The following is a 26,958-nucleotide window of genomic DNA, read 5'->3' on the forward strand; positions in this document are numbered from 1 at the left end:
CGCTAAGCTCGATGGCGGCGCAGGATTCACACTATGCGCATCGCGAGACTACATGCTTGCTAACATCCCAGACTGCAGCGGCAGCCATTTGGAGCTGGAGATTACCGAAAGCGTGTTGCTCGGCGAGCCAATTCTGGCTGCGCAGGCGATGCAGGCTTTTCGTAAATTGGGTATCGCCAGTTCTATTGATGATTTTGGCAGGGGCGACTCCTCACTGGCGTATTTGCAGCAGTACCCACTAAGCCGTCTCAAAATCGATGCTTCGTTTGCATGTAACATCGTCGTGGACCCCGATGGCCGAGCAATCGCACAAACTATCATTGCTTTAGCTAATGCCCCGAACCTGGAGGTCATCGCAGAAGGCGTAGAAACTGAAGAGCAACGTGCAATGCTCGTCAAAGATTGCTGTTATCTGCGCCGGGGGTGCTTTTTCTCGAAGCCAATTAGTCCAACAGCTCTTCTGCAATACCAAAACGCTCGAACCCAGGCAAAGCAGCAGTAGTTTTGCTATCGATATCAGTCTAGTCACCACTTCAGATGCGTGATAGCGTCTATGTATAGCATTGTCACGAGCGCAGGGACCGCTAGACGATGAGTGATTTTATTTCTGTTGATCGATTCGTTACCGCAGATTGCGGCTTTCGATAAGTCGACAACCCCTAAAAACTGTCCCGGGAACTGGGGTTCGCTATGAACTATAAAAACGTAAACGGAGCGCAGCTCCGCTGATGAGTATCGCAAGTAAAATCAACGCTTTGATAGCGCTACTGGCTGTTCTTGCGGGTCTCATGCTCACTCTCTTTGTTGGACAGCGAGACTACAGCTACCAGCGCGACGCGCTGTTTCTAGCGGCGACCAGCCTTGTGGGCAGCCAGCCGCATCTTCAACTGACCGCGTACTACCGAGAGCCGGCCGACGTACAGAACACGCTGGACGAGTTCCTCAATCTCTCTCCGGCGGTGAAGCGAGTCATTCTTTACGACACTGACGGTGGCGTGGTCGGCGAACAGAGACAACCCTGGGTCCAGAACGATCAACTACCCCGCTTCTCACAGCTGCGCAAAAGCTTATCCCCTTTAGACCGCGGCATTGTCACGCTCGCCGGTGGCTCGGTACCTGATGGGCTTGAATTACTTAGTACTCTGAGTTTCGGCGAGCAAACCACATCAGTAACACTCCCGATCGTGTCCGTAGTTGACCCGACCAAGAAGAACCTCGGTCGCGAAGATTTTGCCGCAGCACTCGTCTATCCAGAATTGGTGAGTAGCGTTTACGTTACGGCCTATATAGGCGTCGACATCAGCAGCACGGTTCTCTGGAGCCTCACCCTGCCTACAGTAGCTTTGTCAGCTGGCATCGGCCTCGCGGTAGTGTTTTTGTTCTGGCTCCTCACGCGCATCATTACGCGGCGTATTACCGCACCCCTAGGGATGCTGGCCAGCGTCGCCGACGATATCGCGTCGGGGAAACAAAGTGAGCCGCTGCGAATTCGGGGCAGTGGCGAAATTCGGGACATTGCCGAAGTCCTCAACGGCATCATCACCGGCTTACACACCTATACCCAGCAAATGGATACTGACCGAAAAATGCTCAGCATGAAGGTCGAGGAACGTACAGCGCAGCTGAGCCGTCGCAAGGAAGAACTAGATAGCGCGGAGCTGAAGGTCACAGAGACTCGCGGCAAACTGCGACATGCGGCGTACTTCGACAATCTGACCTCGCTCCCCAATAGAAAACTTTTCACCGAGCAGCTGACGCTATTACTGCGCCTTGCCCGGCGCGGCAACCAAAACGTAGGCCTCTTGCATGTAGATATCGACAACTTTAAACGCATTAACGAATCTTTGGGTTCGACTGCTGGAGATAGCTTACTTAGGGAGATCTCGAAACGTCTGGCCGCCGGAGTACGAGACAGTGATGTGCTTCATCGTCGATCTGATGAGGAGAACTCACTCATGGACCTCTCCCGACTTGGGGGTGACGAATTCACCGTGGTGCTCAACCAAGTCGAGAACATCCATATGGCGAAGCGGGTAGCGGAGCGTCTCTCCTCCTCCGTGGCAAAGCCTTACTTTGTCGATCATCAGGAGATAATCGTCACATCCAGCATTGGCATCGCGCTCGCGCCGGATCACGCAGAAACTGCTGAAACACTGCTGCGTGCAGCTGATACAGCAATGGTCACTGCAAAGAAACGCGGCCGAAACCGCATCGTTATTTATGACAACACCATGGAAAGCGCGAACCGCGAGCGCCTGCAGCTTGAAAATGATCTACGTCGTGCCGTTGAGTTGGATCAACTGCTTCTGCATTATCAGCCCCAGGTAAATGCCCGCACCGGCGAAGTAACAGGCGCGGAATCTTTGGTACGCTGGAATCATCCCGACCAGGGACTTATACCTCCCTTCAAGTGGATTCCTATCGCCGAAGAGTTAGGGCTCATCGAAGACGTAGGCGAGTGGGTCTTGCGCAAAGCCTGTGCTGATCTAGTCGAACTCCGAGAGACCGGGCACACCCTTCCAAAAGTATCCGTCAACGTATCCGCTTTACAGTTTAACGGCGAATTTGTAGGCACCGTTCAGTCAGTGCTGCAAGAGTCCGGATTACCACCACAATCTCTGGAGATAGAGCTTACTGAAGGGATTATGGTCAGTAATCAGGAAAGCATCGTCAGCATGGTGCAAAACCTGAAGGACTTGGGCGTACGACTGTCTATCGATGATTTTGGGACAGGATATTCATCCCTTAGCTACCTCACTCGCTTCCCGCTGGACGAGCTCAAGATAGACCGCAGCTTCGTTTTGGGGCTAGCAAAAGGCAAGCAGAACGTTGAGCTCGTACGAGCGATCATTGCTATGGCCAAAAGCTTGGGCTTAGAACTGGTCGTCGAAGGCGTCGAGCGCATGGAAGAACTCGAATTCTTTCGCGACCAGGACGCAGATATCATTCAGGGCTTCTTGTTTAGCCAACCCGTTCCAGTGGCCCGTCTTCGGGAATTGCTTGCGCCGCAGCACTTCACTCGTCAGCTAGAGCTGCTAAATCGCAGTAGCAGTAGCAGTAACAGCGACGAAGAAGCTGGCTTTAAGTTCGAGAAGGCTTGAAAAAGCCTCAGTTACTCGCTTTTGTCTGCTCGTCCTCAGCCTCTTTCAATGCCTGAATATTTGTCAAGTTCTGCTTATAGGCGTCAACGACCTTATCAATACCTGAAGGATTCAAGCCGCCGCTGTTTCCCGTTACCGAGTAGGTAGAATAAATGCCCGATGCCGTCATCAAAGACCAGGACACAACGTTAATCGGAACTCCTTCGTCCTTCATCTCATTGGCCAAATCGATAAAACGCTGCATGCAGTCGTCGTGTTGCTGTGTTTGATCGTCGCTCACAGATATTCCTTAAATATTACGATGATAAAGCTATTGGAGTTTACCATTGGATCGTAAACACAGACAGCCGCTAAACGGCAGTCTTGAGCCGCAGGCAGCCTTTGATTAGGCTGCGCCCCCTACTGTCACCCAGAGCTCATCCGTGTTCCTAACTGCCCCTCGACAAGCTTGCGCCTCACTAGCAATTCTTTGCTTGCTCGTGACGTCGCCTGCTGTCGCCCAGGAATCAGACGATAGTGTGAGCAAAACCCGCTGGCGCGCCGAAGTCGGTGTGGGGGGAGAATACGATACTAATGTCTCCGTTGATGAGGTTGATCTCTCCAGTGGCCAGAGTGACTACGCCACGATCATTGATCTGGAGCTGGGCGTAAAGCGCACTTTTAGTGAGCGTACCGAAGCCTCCCTGAACTACGACGTCAGCAAAAGCAGCTACCAGGAGTTTTCCGCGGTGGATCGTCTGACGCATATTGTCGGCGCAGACATTAGCACCGACGTGGGAAGCAGTAACGCGTCGCTGTCAGCCTACTATATTGATTCGCAGCTCGATGGCGAAGCCTTCCTAAAATATATCCGCATATCGCCATCTTTGTCGGGGTTCTTGTCTCGTCGCTGGTTTGCACGGGGGGCCTATGTGTACTCCGAGCGTGAGATCGATAACCGCGCCCAACGTGATGCCGAGACCCAAACCGGAGAGCTGGACCTTTACTTCTTTCACCGCGGACTGCGGAGCTATTTTAATCTAGGCTATCGTTACCGGGATGAGGATGCCGTCGCCGATGAGCTCGACTTTGATGCGCACTCACTAAAACTGCGCTACATCAGACGCGTTGATTTGATGGAGAGAAAAGTAAAACTCGAGGCGGCATTACGATATGAGGTACGCAACTACAATTCGGCGGAACCCACTATTGGGGAGCCTCGCACGGATGACCGCATGCGCTTAAAGCTGGATCTTGAGATACCCCTTACCCAAAAGTTCACCTGGCAATGGTATCTGAGTTACGGAGATTACATCTCCAACCTGCCCCGGGCAGATTTCACCCAAACCATTTTCGGAACACGGTTGCAATATACCTGGTGAACCCTTGGCGCGGTCGCCTCAGCCAAGCCCCGAACAGTCCAGAAAAAGCTCAGTTAATCAAAGACTGCCTAAGGTCAGTAGCCCGTAACCGTAGATCGTATCTCGCCCAGGGGGACCAAGATCCATGGCGCTTTCAAGCAACATCGTGATGATGTCTGACTTAGGACTCAGTCGACTTAAACGTGCCGCCGCCGTAACGGCAAAGGGCACCGCAAACGAGGTGCCAGAGGACGCGGCATAGCCTCCTCCAGACTGCGCGTGGCGTAAATCCACACCCGGTGCTGCCAGAGCGAGATAGTCCCCGCGATTCGCAAGACGGAACACCTGCTGTGCTGAATCAACTGCCGTGACTGCTACGACACTGTCATAAGCAGCGGGATACATAGGCCGCGCCACCGGCCCGCCATTCCCCGCAGCGGCCATGACCACCATATCCTGCGAACTAGCACGATCCAGAGCCCTCTCAAGCAATCGATTGGGCGGTCCCGCCAGGCTGATATTAATCACGTCAACGCCCGAGGAAATCAGCCAATCAAGCGCTCGGATCAGACTGACCGTACTGGCTATTTCGCCACGCTTAGCGTCCAGCTCAAACACCGACGCAGCGTACACCTCAGCCATGGGTGCGAGGCCTCGATACTCCGGAGAATTCGCAGCAATAATTGACGCTATTGCAGTCCCATGAAACTCCGGGGCCTCAGCACCGGGTCTCGCGAAAGACCGGGTGTGAATATTGGAATTAACCAAAGCCGGGTGCTCTGTATCCACTCGGCTATCAATCATGCCCACGCGAAGATCCAACGTATCGAGATCGGAGGGAAACACCATGGCAGCTCGAGGCATCACGCCAGCACCTGAGGCCATCTCCGGCACGCCCGCGGTGTATATGTGATTGAGATCGACTTCCGCTCGATCTTTACCCACGACATCCAGAACTCCATCGCGAATCTGAGTGATATCAAACGTGGATGGCGCTGCAACCTCGGCAAGTCTAAGCCCCAGTCCGGGCAACTCCGTGACGGTGTCGAACAGATATCCCTGTGAGGTCAGCTCTTCAAAGACCGCAGGCTCGGCCATTACTAGCCACTGCTCTTTTAGAATTCGGCGTTCATCAACCTCAAGATCACTTTCAAGGTCATCCAGAATCTCGTCTATTTCTGTTTCCAGGCGGTTTTCTATTGCTAAAACGACTCGCTGCTCTACATCGTCTTCAACAGATGACTCCAACGCGGCTTCAAGAGAGCTTTCAACACTGTCCTCAACATCGCCTGCCACGGCGTCCGCCACAGTTTCTTCAAGCACCGCTTCTACCGAGTCAGCAACAGACTCCTCTATCGAGGCTTCAACACTAGCAACGAGCTCGCTCTCCACCGCCTCCTCAACGCTCTCTTCTACGGTCTCGGCGACGACTTCCTCGACACTAGCCTCCACGCCATCTTCCACGGAGGACTCAACGGCCTCGGCCACGCCAATTTCGACAGAAGACTCAACAGACTCTTCTAAGCGCTCTTCTACCGTTTGTGCTACCGCATCATCGATCGTGCCCTCGACAGAGGCATCAACGGTCTGCTCAATTGTCTCTTCAATATTATCTTCGATGTTTTCCTGAATATTCAGCTCGGTCGCTATTTCGACAACGTTCTCAATGTTTTCTTCGACATTGTCTTCGACACGCTTTTCCAGTTGCTGCTCTACCCGCTCATCGATCTCCTGCTCCGCCGGATCCGCACCCAAAAAGCCGCCCACAGGTAGCTGCGCGGAAACGTTCAGGGAGCTTGCCAGCAGCAGCGCGCCACAAATACCAGAAAAAATCGTCATCAAGTTCGAGGCGAAATAACCCGGAAAATTCCCAGTCTGGTGTGTGGCGTCGGCCCGACGGCCCATATTCGAGACCTCGGCGACGTTACGGTGTGCAATAATATTCAATAAGTTCATAGCGTTACCAATGCTTTGGGAAGAAATTACGTTAATAGCACAGCATCTCTGTATGCCAGACTCCCGCTTCCTTATACTAACGATCTCAAGCACCTTTTAGTTCCATATAAAAAAAAGGGAATAAAAGTGCCTTCGCAAGCGTCTTAGATTCTAACAGGGAATGAATGACGTCGCTCAGTGATAGACAACTCGGCAAACGGCAACGCCAGGAGCTTATGGCGGAGCTTAAAGGCCTCAAAAGGTTCTGCCTGTCTCTGACAGGCAGCGACGCCGACGCTGACGACTTACTTCAGTGCACGGTTGAGCGCCTGCTGGAGCGAGGCATTCCCGATGATGCACACACTGCACGCTGGGCGTATCGGGTATGCAAGAACCTATGGATCGATGAGTTGCGGTCCAGAGAAGTTCGCACCCGACACGCGAACACAGTCACGCAGACAGGCGAAGCACGAGATCTATCGCCTTCTGCAGAAACACAGTCTGCCGGCGAGCGAAGTCTGGCGGCGGTAAACGAGGCAATGGCGAAATTGCCCGAAGAACAGAGAATGGCCCTGACGCTGGTAGCAGTCGAGGGCAGAAGTTATGCCGAAGCAGCAGAGATTTTAGAGGTGCCCATAGGCACCATCATGAGTCGAATTGCCCGGGCGAGAAAGCAACTACTACCGGCGTTAGAGTAGCCGTGCGAAAAAGATATGGGTGAACATAAAGTATGAAGGGCACAGGCATGAATCAGGTATTGAGTGACCAGGACATTGAACTGTTATCGCAGTACCTTGACGGCGAACTCGCACCGGTATTGTCCCGGGAGCTTGAGACGAGGCTGCACAGCGAAGTTGCTCTTCAAGCAGGGCTGCTGCGAATGCAGGAACTCAACCAACGCCTACGGGACGCTCTTGCCGAGCGTGACTACATTCCCGAAGCCGTCAAGTCGCTTCTACAAGAACCGACGGCTGATGTTGACGCCCTCCCAAGTGCGACGGTGCTTGCCTTTCCAGGACACACTCAAGCTCCAGCCGCCAGTGCAACGCCCGTTTGGATGTACACGTTGGCAGCCTCCTTTGTCGGAGCCATTGCCCTCACTCTGTTGACGGATCTAGGCCAATCACCACAAAACAGCTTGCCCGGGAACGATGCTCTCGTGACCGCTGCACTCGACGAGCTTCCTTCCGGTGATGGTTGGGCCGCATTGAAAGATGGGCGAAAAATTCAGCCCGTGTTGAGCTTTCCTCATGAAGATGGTCGTTGGTGTCGAGAGTATCTTCTGCGAGGTGGCGACTCCGATTGGAGAGCAGTCGCCTGTCGCGAACAGGATAACTGGATCACTCAAGCAGCGGGTCTGGAATCATACCTAGAGCCTACAGACGCTTACCGCCCTGCCGGTGCCAATGATTCAGCTCCCGTAGCAAGCTTCATCAGCCAGCACGCCGGCGATATAGCGCTCGGCCGAGATGCCGAAAGCGCCCTTATCAATAGCCGCTGGCAGAAGTAACCGTCCCCTCGCAGTTTCCACGCCCACGGGCCTGTGGGAGCTAAGTAGGCCTAATATTTAGCTGCTCCCACACGCGCACACAAGCCCGCAAAATTCGGGCATAGAAACACTCGCACGGCGGCTAACCCTGTGTGCCCGAAAGTAAGCAATGGATTTTTGAAGAAGCGTAAGTAAGAAAGGTCTAACTACAAACTGGAGGGGTGTGAGGCTGGTGCCGAGAGTCGCGATGCGTTCCTATGCTGGATCACTATCGCTCCCAATATACTCGTCGGCACCACCTCGAATGGGGTGTTTCACTCCACTACTGACATGATGACGCTGACGGCACCGGGTTTATTCCCGATTTCTTTACTTTTTTTCTTAAGAACCTTTTGGGTGAACGCGGCGACGGGAATTTTCCATAAGAGCCCACAACACGTTGCTGGAACTCACCTGCCCCACCAGACGGCCATTCTCGATCACCGGACGACGACGCTGTCGAGTAGCCAGCATGTCTGCAGCCACCTCAACAATCGAATCACCTGGGGTACAACTCACGATACTGCGTGTCATGGCGTCTTGGACCAACGCGTGCTCTGGATCGCCCTCATTGTAAATCGCGTTCAACACCGACTTGATGCAATCAATCTCTGAGAGCACGCCTACGGGGTTGCCGTCGTCGTCTACGACAGTTACGCCGGTAAGTTTGTACTCCACCAACGTCTCCACAGCCTGAACGAGGTTCGAATTACAGTTAATCGTTAGCGGATTGCGGCGCATGCAGTCTTTGATGGTATTGGGTGTTGACATAGCGAGGGACTCTTGTGTTTTCAGGATGTCAGTTAGATTAGCCCGGTTGAAAGATCAACTCGAATGGCTAACTTACCTCTTGGCATTGTGCACGTCCACGCTCAACACAACGATACAGCTGATTCAGCTGATTCAGCTGATTCAGTTTCGCGTTAAGCTTGGACCCAGTATTCTTCGGAGAGCAAAAACTCATGTATTCAGGCATACAATTCAATGGCAAAGTCGTATGGATCACCGGTGCATCGTCGGGTATTGGTGAAGCACTCGCTTTGCGAATGGCGGCTCGTGGCAGCCTTCTTGTACTCTCTGCACGCAACGAGTCGGAGCTACAACGCGTAGCAACACTCTGCCGTGATGCAGGTGCAGGTGACGTTCTGGTCTTGCCCTTAGACGTTTCCCAACATGATGCTATGGAGCCGGCTGCACAACAGGTGCTGGCACAGTTTGGACAGATCGACTTGCTTGTTAACAATGCTGGCGTGTCGCAGCGATCGTTTTGCGTAGACACGGATTTCGAGGTCTACCGACAGATGATGGACATCAATGTGTTGGGGCAAATTGCTCTCACCCAAGCCGTTCTCCCCGCCATGGTGGCCCGAGGAGTGGGCCACCTCTCGGTGACTGCAAGTGTTGCGGGCAAGGTCGGGGCACCCCTAAGGACCGGATACTGTGCCGCCAAGCATGCGGTTATGGGCTTCTTTGACTCCCTTCGCACAGAAGTCGCCGCAGATGGCCTGCAGGTCACAACCATTACGCCAGGTTTCATCCAAACCAATGTCTCTAAAAACGCGTTAGCAGGTGACGGTAAACCAACCGGCACCACGGACGATGACATAGCCGGCGGCATGAGTGTTGACGATTGTGCGGATGTAATTATCGCCGGCTTTGAAAACGGTGATCCGGAAATCGCTGTGGGCAGTGGTCCGGAGATGGGTCTATTGCAACTCAAGCGCGAAAACCCCATTGCCGCATTTCAGGCGCTGGAGAAAATGGCAGCACAACTCCGCCAAGCCACCTAATACAGAGCTATGGCTCTTGTAAGTCGCCGGCACTTTGCCGCCCTCCTCCTGGGATCTCTCCTGGGCGGCTGTGCCCGCTATGAAGTCAAGAATCTCGCAAAGTCAGACATTGATCTTGTCACCGACGAGTTCATCACAGAAACGCGGCTGCTTGTTCGAGAGCTTATGAGTAAATTCTACGCCCGCAATCCAGATCAGCTTCTACGTGGCTCCCTTAACACGGTCGACGCTCGCTTGGACCAGCTGCGAGACACCCCCGGGACGCTTTCTTTTCGGGAGCTCTCTTACGCTCAGGAAATAGCCGCACTCGAACTGGTGTTTCAGGATGACTTCGCGGGGGATCGGGTTTTTGCCGTGATTGTGGGGCTTGGGGGTATGCTGCGTCGCGCCTACGGGTACAACACTGAGTCGTTCCTCTTCGACTCTCTGGATTCCGAGGCGCTTAGTACCAGCGCCCGCAACATTGAAATCTTGCTTTGGCGCCTGAAAAACAACCGCCAGGGCAGCGGAGAGCCATTCCTGATTTCCAGCGAATACCGGGGAAAAACCGACAACCTCAGCTTTGAACGCATATTCGGAAAACTCATCGCGCTACAGGACATGATGGCGCGGATAGCGGGCGATGCTGGCGACCGCCGTGTTACCAAGGTCGTGCACACAGCCAGTTCGGTATTCATTCCCCTGCCGATTTGAGTATTCTTGTATCAGGGGATTACAGTGACTTCAGACAACGCTCCATACAAATACAAAGACGGAGCCAAACAGACACTTTGCCAGGGATTAGCCACGAACCATGATTCGACTTCAAACTACTTTGCGACGCGGCATTATTGCCAGCGGACTCACACTACTCATGTTTACGAATAGCTCTACCGGCGCAGTAGAGTATGGACCAGTCCAGACTCGCATTGCGGCCGCGATTGCCGATATCGAGCAGCGTGATCAGCAATACCATGCGGTCATTGCCATCGATCCAGACGCCACCAACGTGGCTCGTGTGCTCGATCTTCAGCGCAAGGCTCCGGGGCCGCTGCATGGCGAACCGATACTTCTAAAAGACAATATTGAATCCAAAGGCCTACCTACAACGGCCGGCTCGTTGGCACTTGCAGACAACAACACGGGCCGCGACGCGCCACTGGTAGCAAAGCTTAGACGCGCTGGCGCGGTCATTTTAGGCAAGACCAATTTAAGCGAGTGGGCAAACTTCCGATCAGAGTTCTCAAGTTCGGGATGGAGCGGCGTTGGTGGTCAGACACGTAATGCACACGACCCCGAACGTACACCCTGTGGCTCAAGTTCCGGTTCCGCGGTTGCAGTAGCCCTGGGCTACGTCGATGTCGCCATCGGCACCGAAACGTCGGGGTCCATTGTCTGCCCCGCATCGATCAACGGCGTTGTAGGCTTCAAACCCACCCAGGGCCTTGTAGACGGCTCAGGGATAGTGCCGCTGGCGAGCACTCAAGACACTGCTGGCCCTATCGCCAACAGCGTGAGCCTCGCTGCACGTACGCTGGCGGTAATCAGCAGCGATACTGCGCAAGACGGCAAAGCTATACGCCAGGGCCTCATTAGTTTGGATGCGGTCTCCAGTCTGAAGGGGTTAAAAATCGGAGTGTTCTCACGGACCCAGGGCTTTGACCCCCGGCGTGATACAGAGCTCGATACCGTACTAGAAACACTCAAAGATAACGGTGCTTTACTGGTCCCTGGACTAGATATAGAGCCCTATGAAGGCTATGGGCAAGACTCTTATGATGTTCTGCTTTACGAATTTCGTCGCGATCTCAACGCCTATCTCGCTCAGCTACCTAATGCGCTCAGCAACATGACGCTTGCATCGCTCATCGCCTTTAACGAAGAACATGCCACCCAGGAGCTTCGCCATTTCGACCAATCCATTTTTCTCAAGTCCCAGAATCTCGCAGACACCGAAGAGGACTATCGTCAAAAACGCCTAGCCACACAAAAAGCCATGCGTGAAGACGGCCTGGATCGACTGTTTGCCGAGCACCAGCTGGACGCTATTGTCGGGATAACCGAAGGTCCGGCCTGGATGATTGACTGGGTAAATGGCGATGCAAACTTTGGCCCGGGCATGGCCGGACAAGCCGCCGTCGCCGGCAATCCGCACATTACTGTGCCCCTGGGGAAAGTCGCACACTTACCGCTGGGGATATCCCTGATCGGAGAGCGTTGGCAAGATCACAAACTGGCGGCTATTGCGGCGCAGCTGGAAACAGCGCACGCACAACGCTGACACCAAACTTGCTATGGAGATCATGCTGCAGTGCTAACGGGCGTCTGTGTCGACGACGTTGCTGGCCACAGTAATGCAGCGCACAGCAACATGCCGACCGCTGTGACACCTGCCAGCGCCTCCAGCCCTCGATACTGAACCACCTGTCCCGATAATATGGCAGCCCAGGCAAAACCACTGGTGATAAGGGGAGCTGCAATACCCGCCCAGCGTCCATGGGCGTCCAAGGAACCCGAGAGCGCGAGCAAAATAGGGAAATTAAACTGCAGCGAGAACACAGCCGGCACCAGACCTACGAAGAACATTGCAGGACTTTGCGCATGGACGACAATCCACCACCCGACGGCGCAGGCAACAAAAGCCCCGAGCAAAGGGAAGCGGGGACCAAAGCGAGCACTGCACCACCCGCCGAGCTGGCAAGCCAATGCTGACGCCAAGAGCAATAGTCCAATCTTGGAGCCCGCTTGCTCGTAGCCAAGACCCAAACGCGCGGCAAAACTAAACATAAAGGCAAAGCCCAGACCGCTGCTGGTCACGAACAAGATACCCATAGCAATCACGGCCAGAGATCGAACACTGACATCCAGAGGCTCTGGCTGATGATCGTGGTGAGCCATCAGCGAAGGGCTCTCTCGATAGCTGGCGATGGCTGATGCATAAAGAAGAGCCACGAGTGCCGCAAAACCGTATCCGCCCATCACACCTGCGGCCGCAACAGCGGCACCCGCTCCAACGACCATGGCCGACATCAAAATCACCGCAGACATATCTATGAATCCGAAGCTTTGATCCGGATCATCACTCACCGCTACCAGGCGCGACGTAGCTGCCATGAGAGCCCCGACACAAAAGCCGGCCACAAACTGAAAACCCAACAAGAGCAACCGATACTCAAACAGGTAGGCGCTCAATAACTCCAAGAGCACGAGGGCGCCGCCAAACACCAAGGCCAGCTTTCTTAGGGATGCCCGCGGGGGACGCATAAAAAACAACAAGGATGAGAGAGCAATACCCAAAAACGGCGCCGCAACGACGACCCCGGCCATGGCGGCATCCCAGGTAGTTTCCTCCAGTAGTCGGGTGAGCAACACGGGCTGTAAGGCACTGAATAGCGTCGACATACCAAAAGCTGCTGCACCTGCCACGAGAAGACCAGGATGTGAAAACAACCCGGGAGATACCGCGGCCCCAGGGAACTCCTCAGGCACGGTGAGTGGCTTCTATTTTTGCCTGTACATGCTCACCTGCGGTGATCGGGGGATACAGTGCACCCGCACCAACCTCGATACAGGAGGGCAAGGCTTCCACCACCGTGTCACTGTCCGGATCCACAAACAGCGCGATCGAATAGCGCTCTGCAGGTTGCTCTCGGGGGAGTACGCGATGACAGGTCGAGCGATAACGTCCGTTGCTCCAACGCTCTAGCAAGTCACCGGAGTTAATAACAATCGCATCCGGGCGTGGCGGCACATCATGCCAGGCACCATCTTCTGACTGCACCTGCAAGCCCCCAACAGCGTCTTGAAACAGCAGGGTCAGCATGCCGTAGTCTGTGTGCGCACCGGCACCCATCTGTTCAGGATTAACCGTATCAGCGGTGACTGTCGGATAGTGCAACAACCGCAGAGTGATGTTTTCACCACTGTGCTGTTTTACAAAATAATCCCCAGGGACGTCCAGCGCTAAGGCGAGGAGCCTCTGGAGCCGCTGCGCTGCAGACAAAGCATCTTGGTAAAACGCTGACACAGATTGACGAAACTCGACATTGGGCCATCGTTCTGCCGTTACGCGGTCAGCAAGAAGGTTGCGCATAGTAAACGTTTCTTTCAAGTCACCGGGGCGACTGGGATCCAGGCTCTCCTGACCTAAACCCTGATAACCAAAGTTCTCCATGGCTGCCTCGTAGGCGCAATGCTGCTTTGCCTGCACCGGCAAATGAAAGAAGCTCTGCGCCGTACTGAACACATCCATAATCCGTTCGGGAGAAACACCGAGATTTCGTGCCGCCATAAAACCGACGTTACGTAGCGCTGAATCGATATCTCGAGCAACTTCCAGATCAGACCGAATCACCTGATCACAATCCACGACAGGTACTTCCACAATGACTCCCAACGGGCCTCATCAACAAGGTCGCTCACGATGGCACAGTCTCTGAACCGTCGCAATTAAGGCAACAAGCTAACGGACACTTCCTCACCGGTAGCCGGCGCAGTACAGTGGGAACGGCGCTTGTGCATCTCCACAGGAGGTTTTGAACCAAAGATGCTATGGGAGACCAAAAGAGCAACCAGGAAAGGTAGATTTGGCTAATGGAATTTAATGTGACAAGACGTAAATACGGCAATTCAAGGACAACACTTTTGGCGAAGAGCAAATCGGAAAGCACGCGTGCAAGCACCGTCGTCCTCCTCGCCTGCTGTCTTTTGCTGGGGTTTACTACGACATCCATCGCGGCGAGCAGCCAGTTCTCGCATAAAAGCTGGAATGTTTTGCTAAAAGCCTGTGTTGTTAAAACAACTGATGGCTACAGCACCGCGGCAGACTACGACTGCTTTGCCCAGCGTCGAGAACTTCTCGACAGCTATTTGAATGATCTTTCTGACTTCAGCGAAGCGACGCTTCTTTCGCAGCCAAAGGATGTGCAGCTCGCACTTCTGATCAATGCCTATAACGCCTGGACTGTGGCCTTGATTCTCAACAATTGGCCGGGACTTGAGTCTATACGCGATCTTGGCAGCATCCTCCGTTCTCCCTGGAAGCAGTCCTTCATTCCATTTCTCGGCGACACGGTGAGCCTGGACGATATTGAGCATGGCATGATCCGCGCTCCCGGCCGCTTTGACGACCCGAGAATTCACTTTGCGGTGAACTGCGCAAGCATCGGTTGCCCGGCGTTGCGCCAGGAAGCCTATGACGGCAATAATATCGACTTGCAGCTTGAGGAACAGACGCAAAGCTTTCTCGCCGACCCGAGTCGCAATCGTTTGCAGGGCGACGAACTGGGAGTCTCATCTATCTTTAAGTGGTACCGGGACGACTTCGAGCAAGGCTGGCGAGGCATCGATTCACTACATCACTTTTTGAGCCGTTACGGAGACTCACTAATGCTCACACCGACTCAGAACAAGGCGCTCAGTGAGGGTGACATTGACCTGGCGTTCCTTGACTACGATTGGCGTCTGAACGACCGGCAATAAGAACGCGTCCAAACACCTTATCGTGTGCTAGCTCTCAGCTAGCCGCGGCAGCAAGGGTAGTATCAGCAGTGATACAGCGCCCAGGAGGGTCGCCGCAAGCGCTGCAGGCCATAGACCGTTTGCAACAAAAGGTGAAATCAATGCTGTGGCGGCGGCGGTAATCAGCATCACATACAAGATCACCAATGCGGATGCGCGAGCGTCATCGCCCTCTGAAGCCTGCAGCGAACGATAAAAACTCGGTGGCCCGCGGAACCCAAACCCCATATTGAAGGGCAAAAACAACATCCAAATCACCCAAGGCTCACTACCGCCGAAGAGACCATAGGCTAGCATTCCAACGCTCCCCAACAGCGCCAGAACACTTCCTCCATAGATTGTGGCCTCCGCACCAAAACGCTGCACAAGCCGACTGGAGAGGTTCGCCGCAACGATGTAGGTCGATATTCCCAGAAGCTGCATCACAATGAACTGACGGATTTCGCCCTCAAAGGCAATAACAAACACTGTGGGCATAGCAAACACGAACGCGAGCAAAGAACCCAGACTAAAGCCCTGGCTGAGCGCGTAGCGCTGAAACACGGGGCTTCGAAGAAGCACCCAGTAGCCAAATCGGGATGGGTTGCCAGATACGGTCGGAATATAGGCTTTTGACAGAGCCACCAGCATGCTGAGCAACAGTGCGAGCACTGCCGTTACCCAGAATGACGCGGACCAACCATAGGCGCTCAATAACCACACACCAATAATCGGCGCAATCGCCGGTGCCAGAGACTCAATGCTGCCCAGCGCTCCTAGCGCCCGCAGAGCGCCTTGTTCGTCAAACAGTGCCCGCACCATACCCGGAGTCACCACTGCCGCACAGGAGGCCGCAACGCCCTGCAGAAACCGCAGCGCGATAAGAAGCTCAAGGCTATCAGCAACTGCTGCAGCCGCCGATAGCAGTGCGTAAGCCAGAAGTGAGGTCGCGAGCATCCTGCGATGATCGAGAACCGAGCCCAGCTCCCCAAACAGAAGCAAACCCACACCAACGCCGGCAGCAAACGTCGCCAGGACAAACTGTGCCTGGGCTATCGTTCCACCGAGCGAATCGGGCAAACCAGGCACTGCCGGAAGCACAAGGTCGGTACCTGCCAGTCCCAACACAGTGCAGCAGACAAGTAGTGCTGCAACACCGATGGCGCGAAAACTGCGAGACTCAGGGGTTGCGCGCAAGGTAATCCTGAAGTCGGTCATCGAGGGCGATCTTCTCTGCAATGGGCAGAAATGCCGCTTCGAAGGAGTTCCGCACCAGCAACAAAGCCTGATCTTTTGTCATCGCCAAATCTGATTCCAGCGCTGCAAAGTTCTCGAGTAAATCACCACCGAAATACGCAGGATCATCGGAGCTCACCGTGACACACAATCCGCGATCTAGGAGATCGAAAATACGATGTTCCGACATGTTCTCGTATACGCAAAGACGTACATTCGACAACGGGCAGACGGTAAGGGGCACCCGGTCCGCTGCGAGTTGATTCAGTAAATCCTCGTCTTCTACAGCACGCACACCGTGATCAATGCGAGTAACCGACAAGAGTTGCTGCGCATCGCGAATAAAGCTGGGCGGCCCCTCTTCTCCCGCATGGGCAGTGAGCGCGTAGCCTCGCTCTGCCGCTTCGCGGTACAGCGCTTGGAAGTTCGCCGGCGGAAAATCCCGCTCGGCACTCGCCAAACCGATGGCGCAAAAATGCTCTCGATAAGGATCTGCAGCTTTGAGCATCGCAATACAATCCGCTTCCGGTAAGTGTCGTAGGAAACTGAGGATCAAACCCACGGACTGCCCCCAATCAGACTTCGCCTCAGCAATGGCCCGATCAAAGCCCTCCAGCACCACAGCCAGCTCTACGCCCTGCGGTAGGTATGTCTGCGGCTCCACCATAATTTCGCAGTGCACAATATTCTGGACCCGGCACACCTCGAGGTAATCCTTCATCAGCAGATAAAAGTCCTCTTGGTCGCGCAACACCGAAGCACCGAGATAATAGAGATCCAGGAAACTCTGCAAGTCACTGAAGTCGTAAGCAGCCTCAACTTCTGCCACCGAGCTATAAGGAAGCGACACGCTGTGCTTAGCAGCGAGTTGCAGTAACCGGGGAGCGCGCAGGCTTCCATCAATATGCAGATGGAGCTCCGCTTTTGGCATCCCTGAAAGCCACTGGGTTACCGGGCCAAAATGTTGCTCAGTCACTTACTGTATCCCCACTGGTCAAAGTATCTATGAACAAGCCAAAAGCCGCTTCCGGATCCGTGTCGCGACAGAACAAGGTGTTTTTGGGCCCGTCTCGCTCCTCGATGACACCGGCACTTTTCGCTGCAAAGTGACGCCGGGGCGTGCCCATGGACGAAGCGCTGGGCATGGCCTTATCAGAGGTGGCCCACCAGGGCTGATCCGTTTCCTCATACGTTACCGCCAGCCCCAGCATATCGCCCTGACAAAATCGCTCGCGATCAATAACAGCCAGTGCTGCCAGTACATCCCAAAAGTAGTACTCACCAGAATCAATGAACCATTGATTCGCATCCAGGACTGCATCCCAGAATGCGGCGGCCGGGTTGTCTACTCGCTGCTTGAACTGCGCAGCAAACTCTGTGGTGACCTTGACATGATTTGTAACGTCCAGACCCACTAGCTCAATCGCAAGATCCGAACGCAGAACCTCGTCAGCGGCCAGGGCATCCACATAAATATTCCACTCGGCCTGCGTATTGGGATTATCGTCAGTGAAGCCAGGCACGATGATGTTACCGGGAGCATCCAGCGCACCCCCCATAACTACCAGACGATCTGTCTTGCTGCTGTCCTTGGGATAACGCTCTAGCCACTGCGCAATATTGGTTAGTGGGCCGGTCGCGAGAATAGTGACCGGCGCAGTCGCCGCAGCAACGATGTCGTGCAACAACTCAACACCCTGTCGGGAATCAGGCTCACGCACACTGGGCGTGATAGCTACGCCGGACAGTGTGTCCATGTCTTTTTGCCAAGGCACAGGAAACACGAAGTAGCCGTCCATGGGATAGGCGTCACCGCAGGACACAGGCACTTGGTTGTGCGGATCCACCAAATCTAACAAAGCAAGCGCGTTACGCGCTCCGGGCTCGCAGTGTGCTTCACCGCTTGCTGCAACGGTGACCGCCAGGAGATCGATGCGCGGATGCCGCGCCAAAAACAGCAATGCCGCCCAGTCATCGATCGCCATATCCGTATCGAACACCACAGGAATCCGGGCTTCGACTTTAGGCAGTTCATCACGGTAGGTCGCCCAGTTTTCGATTACCGCATCTACCACGGGCTGCCCTACTCGCTGAGCCGTCTCCAGCGCTCCAAGTCCGCCATCAGGGTAATCGGCGGTAGTGCTCCAGGCCGCGCTGCGCCCTTTGGGAGGCATGGTGTAGTTACTTGCCGTGCGCAAAACCAACACCCGCTGCGGGTCTACGCGATCAATGCGTCCCAAGCGATGTAGCGCCGTGAGTGTTCCCGTATCTTCCATATTCGAGGTCATAAACTCTGCAGACTCACCGGCATACACCCGTAACCAGTCGTTAGCCCACTCATTGAGCTTTTCACCATGCCAATAGGTGCTCGCCGACAAAGTGTCACCCCTGGTCACGAAGGGCGGCCGCTGCGCCAAAGGATAGCCATCAAACTCTGCGCGAAACGTCTGCATAGCCGGAGTATCCATCAGTGCTGTGTTACGAGTCAGCTGATAGGCCCACTCGGTGAGTCCCTTATCCAGCTCAAAACTAATGGTATCCAAGGTCCAACCTGTCGACACATCCTGAGGGCCATCTGCTGGCTCTGTGGCGCCCAAGGGAATAAATCCGTAAGGCCAGGTATCGGGAATCTCCCTGGCGTCGATCTCGTAAACAAGATCACCGTCAACCACCGCACTCGCCCAGGCGGCTGATCCCAAAGACAGATCCTCGGGATCCCCGCCGGCGATACCGGCGATCAACCAATAAGCCTTACTAAGATCAAAGCGCTCATCCAGACCCAGGGCCATGGTCGATGCCGTAGCATTGGGGATACCACCACCGAGACAGGCAAGCAACAATCCGTTGTCGCCGTAGTACAGGGAGTACTCACCCAACGCAAAAGGCATTTCCTTAAGACCCGGATTGCGCTCCAGCCACAGTTGCAGCTCTCCGGGCTTGTCTCCGATAGGTTCGCCGTTCTCAAACATACTCAGCACAACCACCTTGACTGGCAGCCGCTCGGCAGCCCAGACCGGCTGCGCTAACAAGCCCAACAGCAGCAAGAACGGTGTCACAATGGCGCGGACGAAAAATACTCGGAAATGGGCGTCAAACATTCTGTGAACCTCAGTCGTAAAATTCAGCACAAAAAAACCGTCGCAACAGCATAGGCAGTCGAACCAAGAGCGGAAAGTCCGCAAAGAGCTCAGAGGCTGGCTACGCTAGGCAACCAGCTCCCAGCAGCACCGGGAGCAAGATCAGTAGACTGGTCGTCACGCCGCGCTGCTAAACCTTAGGGAGCAATAATATCTTCGACCGTCGGTGTGCGATCCCGGTATACATCCCAGCCTGCGACCAAAGTATCGATGACTCTTGAACCGACGACGTACGCCGACTCCAGCGATGCATCCAGACCCGCATAACCCTCATTCTCAGACAGCAAATTAGTGGCTGCATCGACACCGGGTGGAGGCAGGGTGTAGTTGCTCCCTGTGCGTAGCACCATGAGTCGATCGCGGTCCGCGCGACCGGCGTTGGTCAGCCAAGTCAGAGATTGCATGGTGCCCGTGTCTTCCATCGCCGAAGTCACAAAATTACCTTTACCCTCGCTCCAGTAATCCACCCAGTCATTCGCCCAATCATTCATCATTGTGCCGTGCCAGAAGGTCATGGCTGCGAGGTGATCGCCCTTAAGTACGAACGGCGGTCTTTGGGCGTTAGGGTGCTCGGTATATAGCGCGCGAGTTTCATCCAGAGACTCAAAGTCCGGTAGTTCTATATCCTTGGTCAACTGAAAAGCCCATTCAGTGAGCGCTGGATTCGTTCGAAACATCTCACCGGTGGGCTCCGGTTTGTTCTCATCAAAGGGCTTTTTCGTGTTGCGCGCAATATAGCCGTACTTCCAGTCTTCAGGCATCTCCCTGGGGTCAATCTCGTGGGCCAGATCTCCGTCCACCAAATACTCCGCCCAGGCAGCACTGCCAATGGATGCATCTTCAGGGTCCACACCCGCGATCCCTGCAACGAGCCAGTAGGCCTTGCTGAGGTCAAAGCGTGGATCCATGCCGAGCATCATTACCGAGGCCGTAGATTTTGCGGTACCAATGCCGGTGACCATCACCATCACACCGTTTTCACTGTCAAAATGCAGATCGTGATGCGCGCCAAACTCAAACACCTGATCCAGATTACGACGTTCATTCCAGAGTTGGAATTCTGCAGCCTGGTCACCGCTGTCCTCACCGATTTCAAACATGGTCACCACTACCACCTTCACGGGAATGGGTTGTTCAGCAACGTCCGAAGCAGCAACGACCGCAGTTGGCGACTCTGCACCACAAGCGCTGAGCAGCACACTCAGCATGGGCAGACAAAACAAGACGAGTTTAATTCGCATGGGAATCCTCTCAGTGATCATTCAAAAATTAAGGCGATTTTGACTTTACCACTCACAGAGTTGGTAACGGTCGCAAATAAAGCCATAGCTCTGGGCCTCAGGAGACAAAGCTGCCGAGGGTCGTGCTGCAATCTGTCGCGCAAAATCATCAATCCGCGTGGCGAAGCGAGTCAGTAGGCGGGCTTTCGTTGGTTCAGGCAAAAATCCGTGCGCAATGGAATTACGACTGAGCAGCAGCAACTCCTCCCAGCTTAAGTTGAACGCTTTGACGGCAACAAAAAACTCATCCGTAAGATTACTGTCCCACATCCCTCTATCGTCTGTGGACAAGGCGACGGGTATACCCGTGCGCAAATACTCTGGGAACGGATGCTCACTATAGTCGTTGACGTACTGAAGCAGCAGATTGGATACCAAGTTGATTTCCACCAGATACGGGCCACTGCGCATGAGGCGCATGGTATCCGGGTCGCTGATTAAGTTAACGCCATGCCCAATGCGATCCGCACCGAGCAATAAAGTATCGCGGACATGGCTATTAGGCTCATCAACCTCGCCGGCGTGAATCGAGAGGCGCACGTTGTTGTAGGACCGTCGCAGATCTCTAAGGGTGTCAAGAAACCTCAGGGGATAACCTTTGTCATTATCCTCACGGCCCACCATGTTCACTGCTACAAACACGTCGTTATGGCGACTAACAAAGTCATACAAATAGCGAAGGTCATCCTCTGCCGTCGGCAAAAAACGCAGGATAGTGACCTGTAGCCGCACTTCAACACCGGTGGCGAGCGCGTCTTCGTCTCGGAGTCGAGATCGGTAAATGTCCGCAACGTCATCGGGAGAGATCTGCTGGCCCTCAGCGTCAATGAAGCCAAGAACCCCGATCATGCTCTCCATGTACATCAGTCCCTCAGCGCCAAAAGCCTGCATATTGCGCACCAGAGCATCTGCCGCAAGATAGGGGTTCAGATACAAGTCCCCCATACGCTGCCAGTGGGTCTGAAAAAACTCCTCACGACCTTCATGCGCTTTGTCCAATCTCAAGCTGTCCAGCCAAGCGTCCTTTTGATTTACGTTCAGCTCATTCAGAGGAAGGTACTCCTCTTTCTCGCAAGCACTAAGGGCTGTGTAAGCGCTCTCCTGAATGTTGGTAAAAAGCAGCAGGTACGGGTTTTCAACAAAGGCGTTGCCCCCAAATGCCCGGCAGTTATTGATTTTTACCCGCGTGTAATAGTGGTAACCACGCTCGCCCTGAGCGAGTGCCAGATCAAAAAACCATTCAGAGAGGATTGAACCAGAAAGATGATTGTGTAGATCGCCTCCCTTGGGCATAGCGTAAAGAAAGCGATAAAGCTCTTCATCACTCGCTTCACGCTTGAAAGCCTCAAACCAGGTGGCGACGCTGTCCGACGGCGGAGGCACAGCAGCCTGCGCTGTCCCTGTAGCCACCAACATTAGGATAATGTTGAGCAGGCGGAAGAGCCGGCCGCGTTGCGACATGCGGCAGATCACCGACATAAGCCTCTGAATCGCTGTCAAACGCATAACTCCCTAACTCTCATCAATCGGTAAAGCACGGCATCATCCGCGAGTTTTATCCATTGGGCAACGCAAGTTCAGTGCCACGCTCCCCGTCCCCAAATCTAAGCGCCGAAACAGTCTAGGCGAGCACTCTGGGGCTATGAAATTGAACAACCGCGGTAAATCCGAAAAGAGGTGCACCCAATTGGTGCAAATATAGCCCTAAAACAGTGCCGTGCGTAAGAGGCTACGGTCGTTGGCGCAAAGCACGCACTGATACTTGCTGAGCTAGCACTGCCGATGCATGCTTGCAGTTCTATCTGGTACCGGAAGAGCCCGTGGAACCCACATCACCCTACCCCCGAGACATGCGCGGCTACGGTCAGCACCCACCCAAGTTCGCGCTCCCTGATGGCAAACGCATCGCCGTTCAGTTTGTCGTCAACTATGAAGAAGGTGGCGAGAACTCGGTACTCCACGGAGACCCCCTCTCCGAAGTCTTTCTGTCGGAAATGTTCAATCCCGGGGCTTTCCCTGACCGTCATATGAGCATGGAGTCACTCTACGAATACGGCAGCCGCGCCGGTTTCTGGCGGCTGTATCGGCTTTTCACTGAGCGCAAGGTTCCGATCACGGTGTTTGGTGTCACCATGGCGCTGGCCAGAAACCCTGAAGCCCTAGCGGCCATGCGCGCTGCGCACTGGGAGATTGCCTGCCATGGCCTTCGCTGGATCAACTACCAGGAGACCCCCGTCGATGTCGAGCGTGAGCACATGCAAAGGGCCATTGAATGGCACACAGAACTCACCGGTGAGCGACCTCTTGGCTGGTACACAGGCCGCGACAGCCCCAATACGCGAACACTGCTTTTAGAGCACGACGGCTTTCTCTACGACTCGGATTCCTACGCTGATGATTTACCCTACTGGATAGACACACCTAGCGGCGCCCATCTCATCATTCCCTACACACTGGACAGCAACGACATGCGCTTTTCGAGCGCCCAGGGCTTTGCTGAAGGAGACCAGTTTTATCGCTACCTGCGCGATACTTTTGACGTGCTGTATGCAGAGGGATGTGAGCAGCCAAAGTTGATGAATATTGGCCTGCACTGCAGACTGGTAGGGCGTCCCGGACGGTTTCTAGCGCTCCAGCGCTTCCTGGACTACGTCCAGCAGCACGACGATGCCTGGTTGTGTCGCCGGGTAGATATAGCGCGTCACTGGCACGAGCACTACCACCCCAACCCTCAATGAGGACGCCAGACAATGAATCCGGCTACCACCACGCCAACAATCTCAGCAGCGTCTGCCAGATCGTCGGGAGTGCGAATACTCTCTATGCTGGCAGTGTTGCTGCTATCCTTAGAAAGCTCGCGCCTCATGGCTGAAGCAACTCAACCGAGTGCCGACGAACTCATCCAAAGCCTGGGCCTTGAGGGACATGTTGAGGGTGGGTATTATCGGCGTACTTACGAGGCCAGTGATCAACCCCGGGTACACACCGAGGACGGCGAGCGCTTCCGCATGACCTCTATCTACTACTTACTCACGTCCGGCGGGCCGGTAGGACATTTCCACCGCAATCGGTCCAACATCGTTCACTACTTTCATCTGGGCGACCCTATCGAATATGTCTTGATTCATCCCGACGGGGAACTGCAAACAGTCATCATGGGGCCTGACCCGCGCCAGGGTCATCATTTGCAACTCACAGTTGCCGGCGGCGTCTGGAAAGCCTCGCGGCTCAATCTCCAAGGCGCGCAGAGTTATGGCCTGATCAGCGAAGCGGTCAGCCCGGGGTTTGACTACCGGGATATGAAGCTTGGCATCACCTCGGAACTACTTGCAGAGTTCCCCCAGCACCGCAGCTACATCGAAGCTCTGAGCAGAGAGCCAGCACCAGAGCGGTAATAATCCGCGGATTCAATAATTGACGACCCAGACTTACCGGCGCACCATCGCGGTGCATAATCGCTCGGCGTACCGAGAACGTGAGCGCCAAACAGGCTCAAATGCTGTTTTGGTGTTGCCTGCGGGTGACATAAGCTCCTGATAAATATAACGATTTTTTTACTACTGAATAGCCCGTGAATTGGCATCAATCCTGCACCTCTGTTCGGAGCAGTGCCTAAGTATGTAAAACCATTGTCCCGCAGCCCATGCCGCGAGACAGCATCATGTATTTTGAGGAGAAGTCATGAAGCAATTCCCCACCCGTCGGCTGCCACTGGCAGCCTCCATCGCGGCAATACTTGCATCCATGCCATTGGCACAAGCGCAAGATGACCCAGCGTTGGCGATGGAAGAAATCGTTGTCACCGGATCGCTCGGATCACTGCCCGGCGAAGATGTACAAATCTTTGGCTTTGGTAAGTCGCTACTGGAGACACCACGTTCGGCATCGACAATCAGTTCTGAGCAGCTCGACCGCTTCAATATCACAGACATCGATGAATTGGTGGCGTTTGCGCCAGGCACCTTTACCCAGTCTTTCTTTGGAGTAGCCGGATCACTGGACGTGCGGGGAACGGCCGGTGAAACCTATTTCCGCGGTGTACGTCGCATCGACAACCCGGGCAACTATCCCACGCCTATTGGCGCGTCAGACCGCATCGACATCGTGCGCGGCCCGGCATCACCTATTTACGGTCCCTCTAAAATCGGCGGCTATCTGAACTTCAACCCCAAGTCGGCGCGTGCCGAATCCGGGGACTACCTCACCGAGACTACCGGGGCACTCTCTTACGAGACCGGCAGCTGGAACCGCAACGTCGTGACCGCAGAGGTAGGCGGCCCCATCAACGATCGTATGGGCTACTACATCTATGGAGAGCTCGAGGACTCGGAGAGCTTCTACGACAATAGCGAAACCAAGCAGAATATTGTCCAGGCCTCGTTTGACGTCGATATCAACGACAACCTGCTCATAAAGTTTGGTGGTATGTATCACGACTTTGACGGTAATCAGGTGGCGGGTTGGAACCGACTCACACAGGATCTAATCGATAACGGTACCTATATTACTGGTACTGCAAGCCCTCTCGACTTTGACGGAGACGGCAAAATCTCGCATCAGGAATACAACTCTGTTGGCTCTGATGGCACGCCCCCTTTGTCTAATTTCGTGTTTCGTCCCGAGTTTGTCGGCAACGACAGCCTCAACCCCGCCATGGCACTGGTAAACCCGGGCACCACCCAGCTGGACGAAAGCAATGTTCTGGTAGATCCCAACGACACCTTGGATAATCAGGTCCTCACGCTGTACCTCGATTTCGTTTACGAAACCGATAATGGCTTTAGTATTACCAATCAGCTGTTTTACGAGACAATCGACAACATCAACGAGAACGCCTACGGCTTTGCTCAGTTCGGTGAAGTGGATGTCATCGAAGATAAATTGGTCTTTGCCTTTGAAAAAGACTTCGGCTCCATGACGGCGAATTTCCAGCTATCTCCGTCTATTCGTTATACCGATTTTTTGCGTGGGCAGGATTTCATTAACGAATACTTTGATCGTCGGGACCTCAGCCAGTCGAATGCAGAACGCGATCCTTCGCTGGACACACGATTACTGGCGACGCAGATCAACGCTGACTACTCTGAATACCAGAGCGGTGACTACACTATGTATGGCCTCGCCTTCTTGGGCGACTTCAGCTTCGATAACGGCATAGCTGTAACTTTGGGCATACGTCAGGATTACGTGGAAGCCGACGTGACCACTCCAGTTGAGCTGCTGCTCTTCCCGGATGGGGCTATTCCCGAGGCTTCGGATTCCGAAGACCTGCTGTCCTGGTCTGCGAGTATCAACTGGACGACTGAGTTTGGTCTGACTCCGTACTTCACCATCGCCGAGCAAGCGACGCTGATTGCAGGCCAAGTGGGCGATCTTCCCACCGCTCAGGTGGCCAGCGGATCCTGGACCGATACCTCGGATCTCTGGGAAGTCGGCCTAAAGGGCAGCTTCCTGGACGACTCACTGTACTTCGCGGTTAACTACTACGAGCAGGAGCGTGTCGACTTTAACGCCCAGGCGATCGTAACTAACCCAACCAGTCGTACCGAAGGTATCGAAGCGGAATTGCGCTGGGTAGTAAACCAGGATCTCGTGGTTACCGGTGGCTGGACCAACATGGAGGTCATCATTGTTGAGGCCGAAGTAAACGGCGGCCAGTTCGGTTTCTACGGTGCGGATGATATCCCGCAGATCGATCCTACACTGGTGTTCGGTGGTCAAATCATTGGTATTCCGACGTCGCCAGATGGACGCAGAGCCGGTATTCCGGAGAATATTTACACACTGACGGGGACTTATTCCTTTAATGACAACCTCGCGATCAGCGGCAGCGTCATTAGTGTCGAGGAAACTGCATCAGGATCTTCCGGGGCCGTCATACTCCCATCTTATACGCTGCTCAACGCTGGCATCGTATACGAAACAGAGTCCTGGACCTTCCAGCTGAATGCGAAAAACCTGACCGATGAAAGGTACTTCCGATCCAACTTCCCGGATCTCTTCGGCTCACAGATCGTTTTGCCGGAGCTTACCCGGAACTTCCAGGCGCGCGTGGCCTACAAGTTCTGATGGCAGTATCGAGCGCCTAATGGCCTCAGAAATAAGCCCTCTTCGGAGGGCTTTTTTTTGTCTC

The 26,958-nt window shown here is 54.4% G+C and carries 23 protein-coding genes; 12 read left to right on the forward strand and 11 right to left on the reverse strand.

Going from position 1 to position 26,958, the window contains the following annotated elements; translation table 11 throughout:
- Both ACI9KD_RS03870 and ACI9KD_RS03875 read left to right on the forward strand, forming a co-directional pair.
- Positions 1–502 (forward strand): EAL domain-containing protein (locus ACI9KD_RS03870; protein ID WP_414979839.1); only part of this gene is annotated, 502 nt, incomplete at its 5' end.
- 226 nt (positions 503–728) lie between these two features.
- Positions 729–3,101: a putative bifunctional diguanylate cyclase/phosphodiesterase gene (locus ACI9KD_RS03875; protein WP_414979840.1), complete on the forward strand. Its 2,373-nt coding sequence runs from the start codon at positions 729–731 to the stop codon at positions 3,099–3,101.
- A gap of 7 nt (positions 3,102–3,108) precedes the next feature.
- On the opposite strand, the gene ACI9KD_RS03880 is transcribed toward ACI9KD_RS03875, so the two are convergent.
- Positions 3,109–3,381, reverse strand: coding sequence for a DUF3144 domain-containing protein (locus ACI9KD_RS03880; RefSeq protein ID WP_414979841.1), 273 nt, complete (start codon positions 3,379–3,381; stop codon positions 3,109–3,111).
- Positions 3,382–3,619: 238 nt separating this feature from the next.
- Between ACI9KD_RS03880 and ACI9KD_RS03885 the strand changes: the two genes are divergently transcribed.
- The gene (locus ACI9KD_RS03885) at positions 3,620–4,462 is read left to right on the forward strand and encodes a surface lipoprotein assembly modifier (RefSeq protein WP_414979842.1); all 843 of its coding nucleotides are present in this window, start codon (positions 3,620–3,622) and stop codon (positions 4,460–4,462) included.
- Between the two features lie 57 nt (positions 4,463–4,519).
- Here the strand turns inward: ACI9KD_RS03885 and ACI9KD_RS03890 are convergent, their stop codons facing one another.
- Positions 4,520–6,397 (reverse strand): S8 family serine peptidase, encoded by a 1,878-nt coding sequence (locus tag ACI9KD_RS03890; protein ID WP_414979843.1) that lies wholly within the window; start codon positions 6,395–6,397, stop codon positions 4,520–4,522.
- Positions 6,398–6,561: 164 nt separating this feature from the next.
- Between ACI9KD_RS03890 and ACI9KD_RS03895 the strand changes: the two genes are divergently transcribed.
- Together ACI9KD_RS03895 and ACI9KD_RS03900 are read left to right on the forward strand one after the other, a co-directional pair.
- Positions 6,562–7,074, forward strand: a complete 513-nt coding sequence (locus ACI9KD_RS03895; RefSeq protein WP_414979844.1) for an RNA polymerase sigma factor — start codon at positions 6,562–6,564, stop codon at positions 7,072–7,074.
- Positions 7,075–7,121: 47 nt separating this feature from the next.
- A complete protein-coding gene (locus tag ACI9KD_RS03900) occupies positions 7,122–7,886 on the forward strand; it encodes an anti-sigma factor family protein (protein ID WP_414979845.1) in 765 nt (254 codons plus the stop codon).
- A gap of 360 nt (positions 7,887–8,246) precedes the next feature.
- Here the strand turns inward: ACI9KD_RS03900 and ACI9KD_RS03905 are convergent, their stop codons facing one another.
- Positions 8,247–8,675, reverse strand: coding sequence for a CBS domain-containing protein (locus ACI9KD_RS03905; RefSeq protein ID WP_414979846.1), 429 nt, complete (start codon positions 8,673–8,675; stop codon positions 8,247–8,249).
- A 191-nt stretch (positions 8,676–8,866) separates the two neighbouring features.
- Here ACI9KD_RS03905 and ACI9KD_RS03910 point away from each other — a divergent pair, with 191 nt between their 5' ends.
- From ACI9KD_RS03910 to ACI9KD_RS03920, 3 genes are all read left to right on the forward strand, one after another.
- Positions 8,867–9,694, forward strand: coding sequence for an SDR family oxidoreductase (locus ACI9KD_RS03910; protein ID WP_414979847.1), 828 nt, complete (start codon positions 8,867–8,869; stop codon positions 9,692–9,694).
- A gap of 9 nt (positions 9,695–9,703) precedes the next feature.
- Positions 9,704–10,387, forward strand: a complete 684-nt coding sequence (locus tag ACI9KD_RS03915) for a hypothetical protein (RefSeq protein ID WP_414979848.1) — start codon at positions 9,704–9,706, stop codon at positions 10,385–10,387.
- A 100-nt stretch (positions 10,388–10,487) separates the two neighbouring features.
- Positions 10,488–11,954 (forward strand): amidase family protein, encoded by a 1,467-nt coding sequence (locus ACI9KD_RS03920; protein ID WP_414979849.1) that lies wholly within the window; start codon positions 10,488–10,490, stop codon positions 11,952–11,954.
- Positions 11,955–11,974: 20 nt separating this feature from the next.
- Here the strand turns inward: ACI9KD_RS03920 and ACI9KD_RS03925 are convergent, their stop codons facing one another.
- Both ACI9KD_RS03925 and ACI9KD_RS03930 read right to left on the reverse strand, forming a co-directional pair.
- On the reverse strand, positions 11,975–13,162 hold the full coding sequence (locus ACI9KD_RS03925) for a hypothetical protein (protein ID WP_414979850.1): 1,188 nt from the start codon (positions 13,160–13,162) through the stop codon (positions 11,975–11,977).
- The gene (locus ACI9KD_RS03930) at positions 13,155–14,057 is read right to left on the reverse strand and encodes an isopenicillin N synthase family dioxygenase (RefSeq protein WP_414979851.1); all 903 of its coding nucleotides are present in this window, start codon (positions 14,055–14,057) and stop codon (positions 13,155–13,157) included. Before ACI9KD_RS03930 ends, ACI9KD_RS03925 begins: the two co-directional genes overlap by 8 nt.
- A 260-nt stretch (positions 14,058–14,317) precedes the next feature.
- Here ACI9KD_RS03930 and ACI9KD_RS03935 point away from each other — a divergent pair, with 260 nt between their 5' ends.
- Positions 14,318–15,154 (forward strand): DUF547 domain-containing protein, encoded by an 837-nt coding sequence (locus ACI9KD_RS03935; protein WP_414979852.1) that lies wholly within the window; start codon positions 14,318–14,320, stop codon positions 15,152–15,154.
- 27 nt (positions 15,155–15,181) lie between these two features.
- On the opposite strand, the gene ACI9KD_RS03940 is transcribed toward ACI9KD_RS03935, so the two are convergent.
- From ACI9KD_RS03940 to ACI9KD_RS03960, 5 genes are all read right to left on the reverse strand, one after another.
- Positions 15,182–16,390 carry an MFS transporter gene (locus ACI9KD_RS03940; protein ID WP_414979853.1) on the reverse strand — a complete coding sequence of 403 codons (1,209 nt, stop codon included), beginning with the start codon at positions 16,388–16,390 and terminating at the stop codon, positions 15,182–15,184.
- A complete protein-coding gene (locus ACI9KD_RS03945) occupies positions 16,353–17,384 on the reverse strand; it encodes an adenosine deaminase (protein WP_414979854.1) in 1,032 nt (343 codons plus the stop codon). The genes ACI9KD_RS03940 and ACI9KD_RS03945 overlap by 38 nt, the downstream gene beginning before the upstream one ends.
- Entirely contained in the window at positions 17,377–19,506 is a 2,130-nt protein-coding gene (locus ACI9KD_RS03950; RefSeq protein ID WP_414979855.1) for a nucleoside hydrolase, read from the reverse strand. Before ACI9KD_RS03950 ends, ACI9KD_RS03945 begins: the two co-directional genes overlap by 8 nt.
- 176 nt (positions 19,507–19,682) lie before the next feature.
- The gene (locus ACI9KD_RS03955) at positions 19,683–20,786 is read right to left on the reverse strand and encodes a purine nucleoside permease (protein ID WP_414979856.1); all 1,104 of its coding nucleotides are present in this window, start codon (positions 20,784–20,786) and stop codon (positions 19,683–19,685) included.
- 45 nt (positions 20,787–20,831) lie between these two features.
- Positions 20,832–22,325 (reverse strand): adenosine deaminase family protein, encoded by a 1,494-nt coding sequence (locus tag ACI9KD_RS03960; RefSeq protein ID WP_414979857.1) that lies wholly within the window; start codon positions 22,323–22,325, stop codon positions 20,832–20,834.
- A 320-nt stretch (positions 22,326–22,645) separates the two neighbouring features.
- Between ACI9KD_RS03960 and puuE the strand changes: the two genes are divergently transcribed.
- Positions 22,646–23,563, forward strand: a complete 918-nt coding sequence (puuE, locus tag ACI9KD_RS03965; RefSeq protein WP_414979858.1) for an allantoinase PuuE — start codon at positions 22,646–22,648, stop codon at positions 23,561–23,563.
- Here the strand turns inward: puuE and ACI9KD_RS03970 are convergent.
- On the reverse strand, positions 23,557–23,691 hold the full coding sequence (locus ACI9KD_RS03970; RefSeq protein ID WP_414979859.1) for a hypothetical protein: 135 nt from the start codon (positions 23,689–23,691) through the stop codon (positions 23,557–23,559). The two genes, puuE and ACI9KD_RS03970, sit on opposite strands and share 7 nt — an antisense overlap.
- On the opposite strand from ACI9KD_RS03970, the gene ACI9KD_RS03975 reads away from it, so the two are divergent.
- Positions 23,690–24,220, forward strand: coding sequence for a cupin domain-containing protein (locus ACI9KD_RS03975; RefSeq protein WP_414979860.1), 531 nt, complete (start codon positions 23,690–23,692; stop codon positions 24,218–24,220). The two genes, ACI9KD_RS03970 and ACI9KD_RS03975, sit on opposite strands and share 2 nt — an antisense overlap.
- A 286-nt stretch (positions 24,221–24,506) precedes the next feature.
- Positions 24,507–26,894 (forward strand): TonB-dependent siderophore receptor, encoded by a 2,388-nt coding sequence (locus tag ACI9KD_RS03980; RefSeq protein ID WP_414979861.1) that lies wholly within the window; start codon positions 24,507–24,509, stop codon positions 26,892–26,894.
- Positions 26,895–26,958: the final 64 nt, after the last annotated feature.

Origin of the sequence: Congregibacter sp. (assembly GCF_047617445.1) — a bacterium.
Taxonomy (GTDB): Bacteria; Pseudomonadota; Gammaproteobacteria; order Pseudomonadales; family Halieaceae; genus Congregibacter.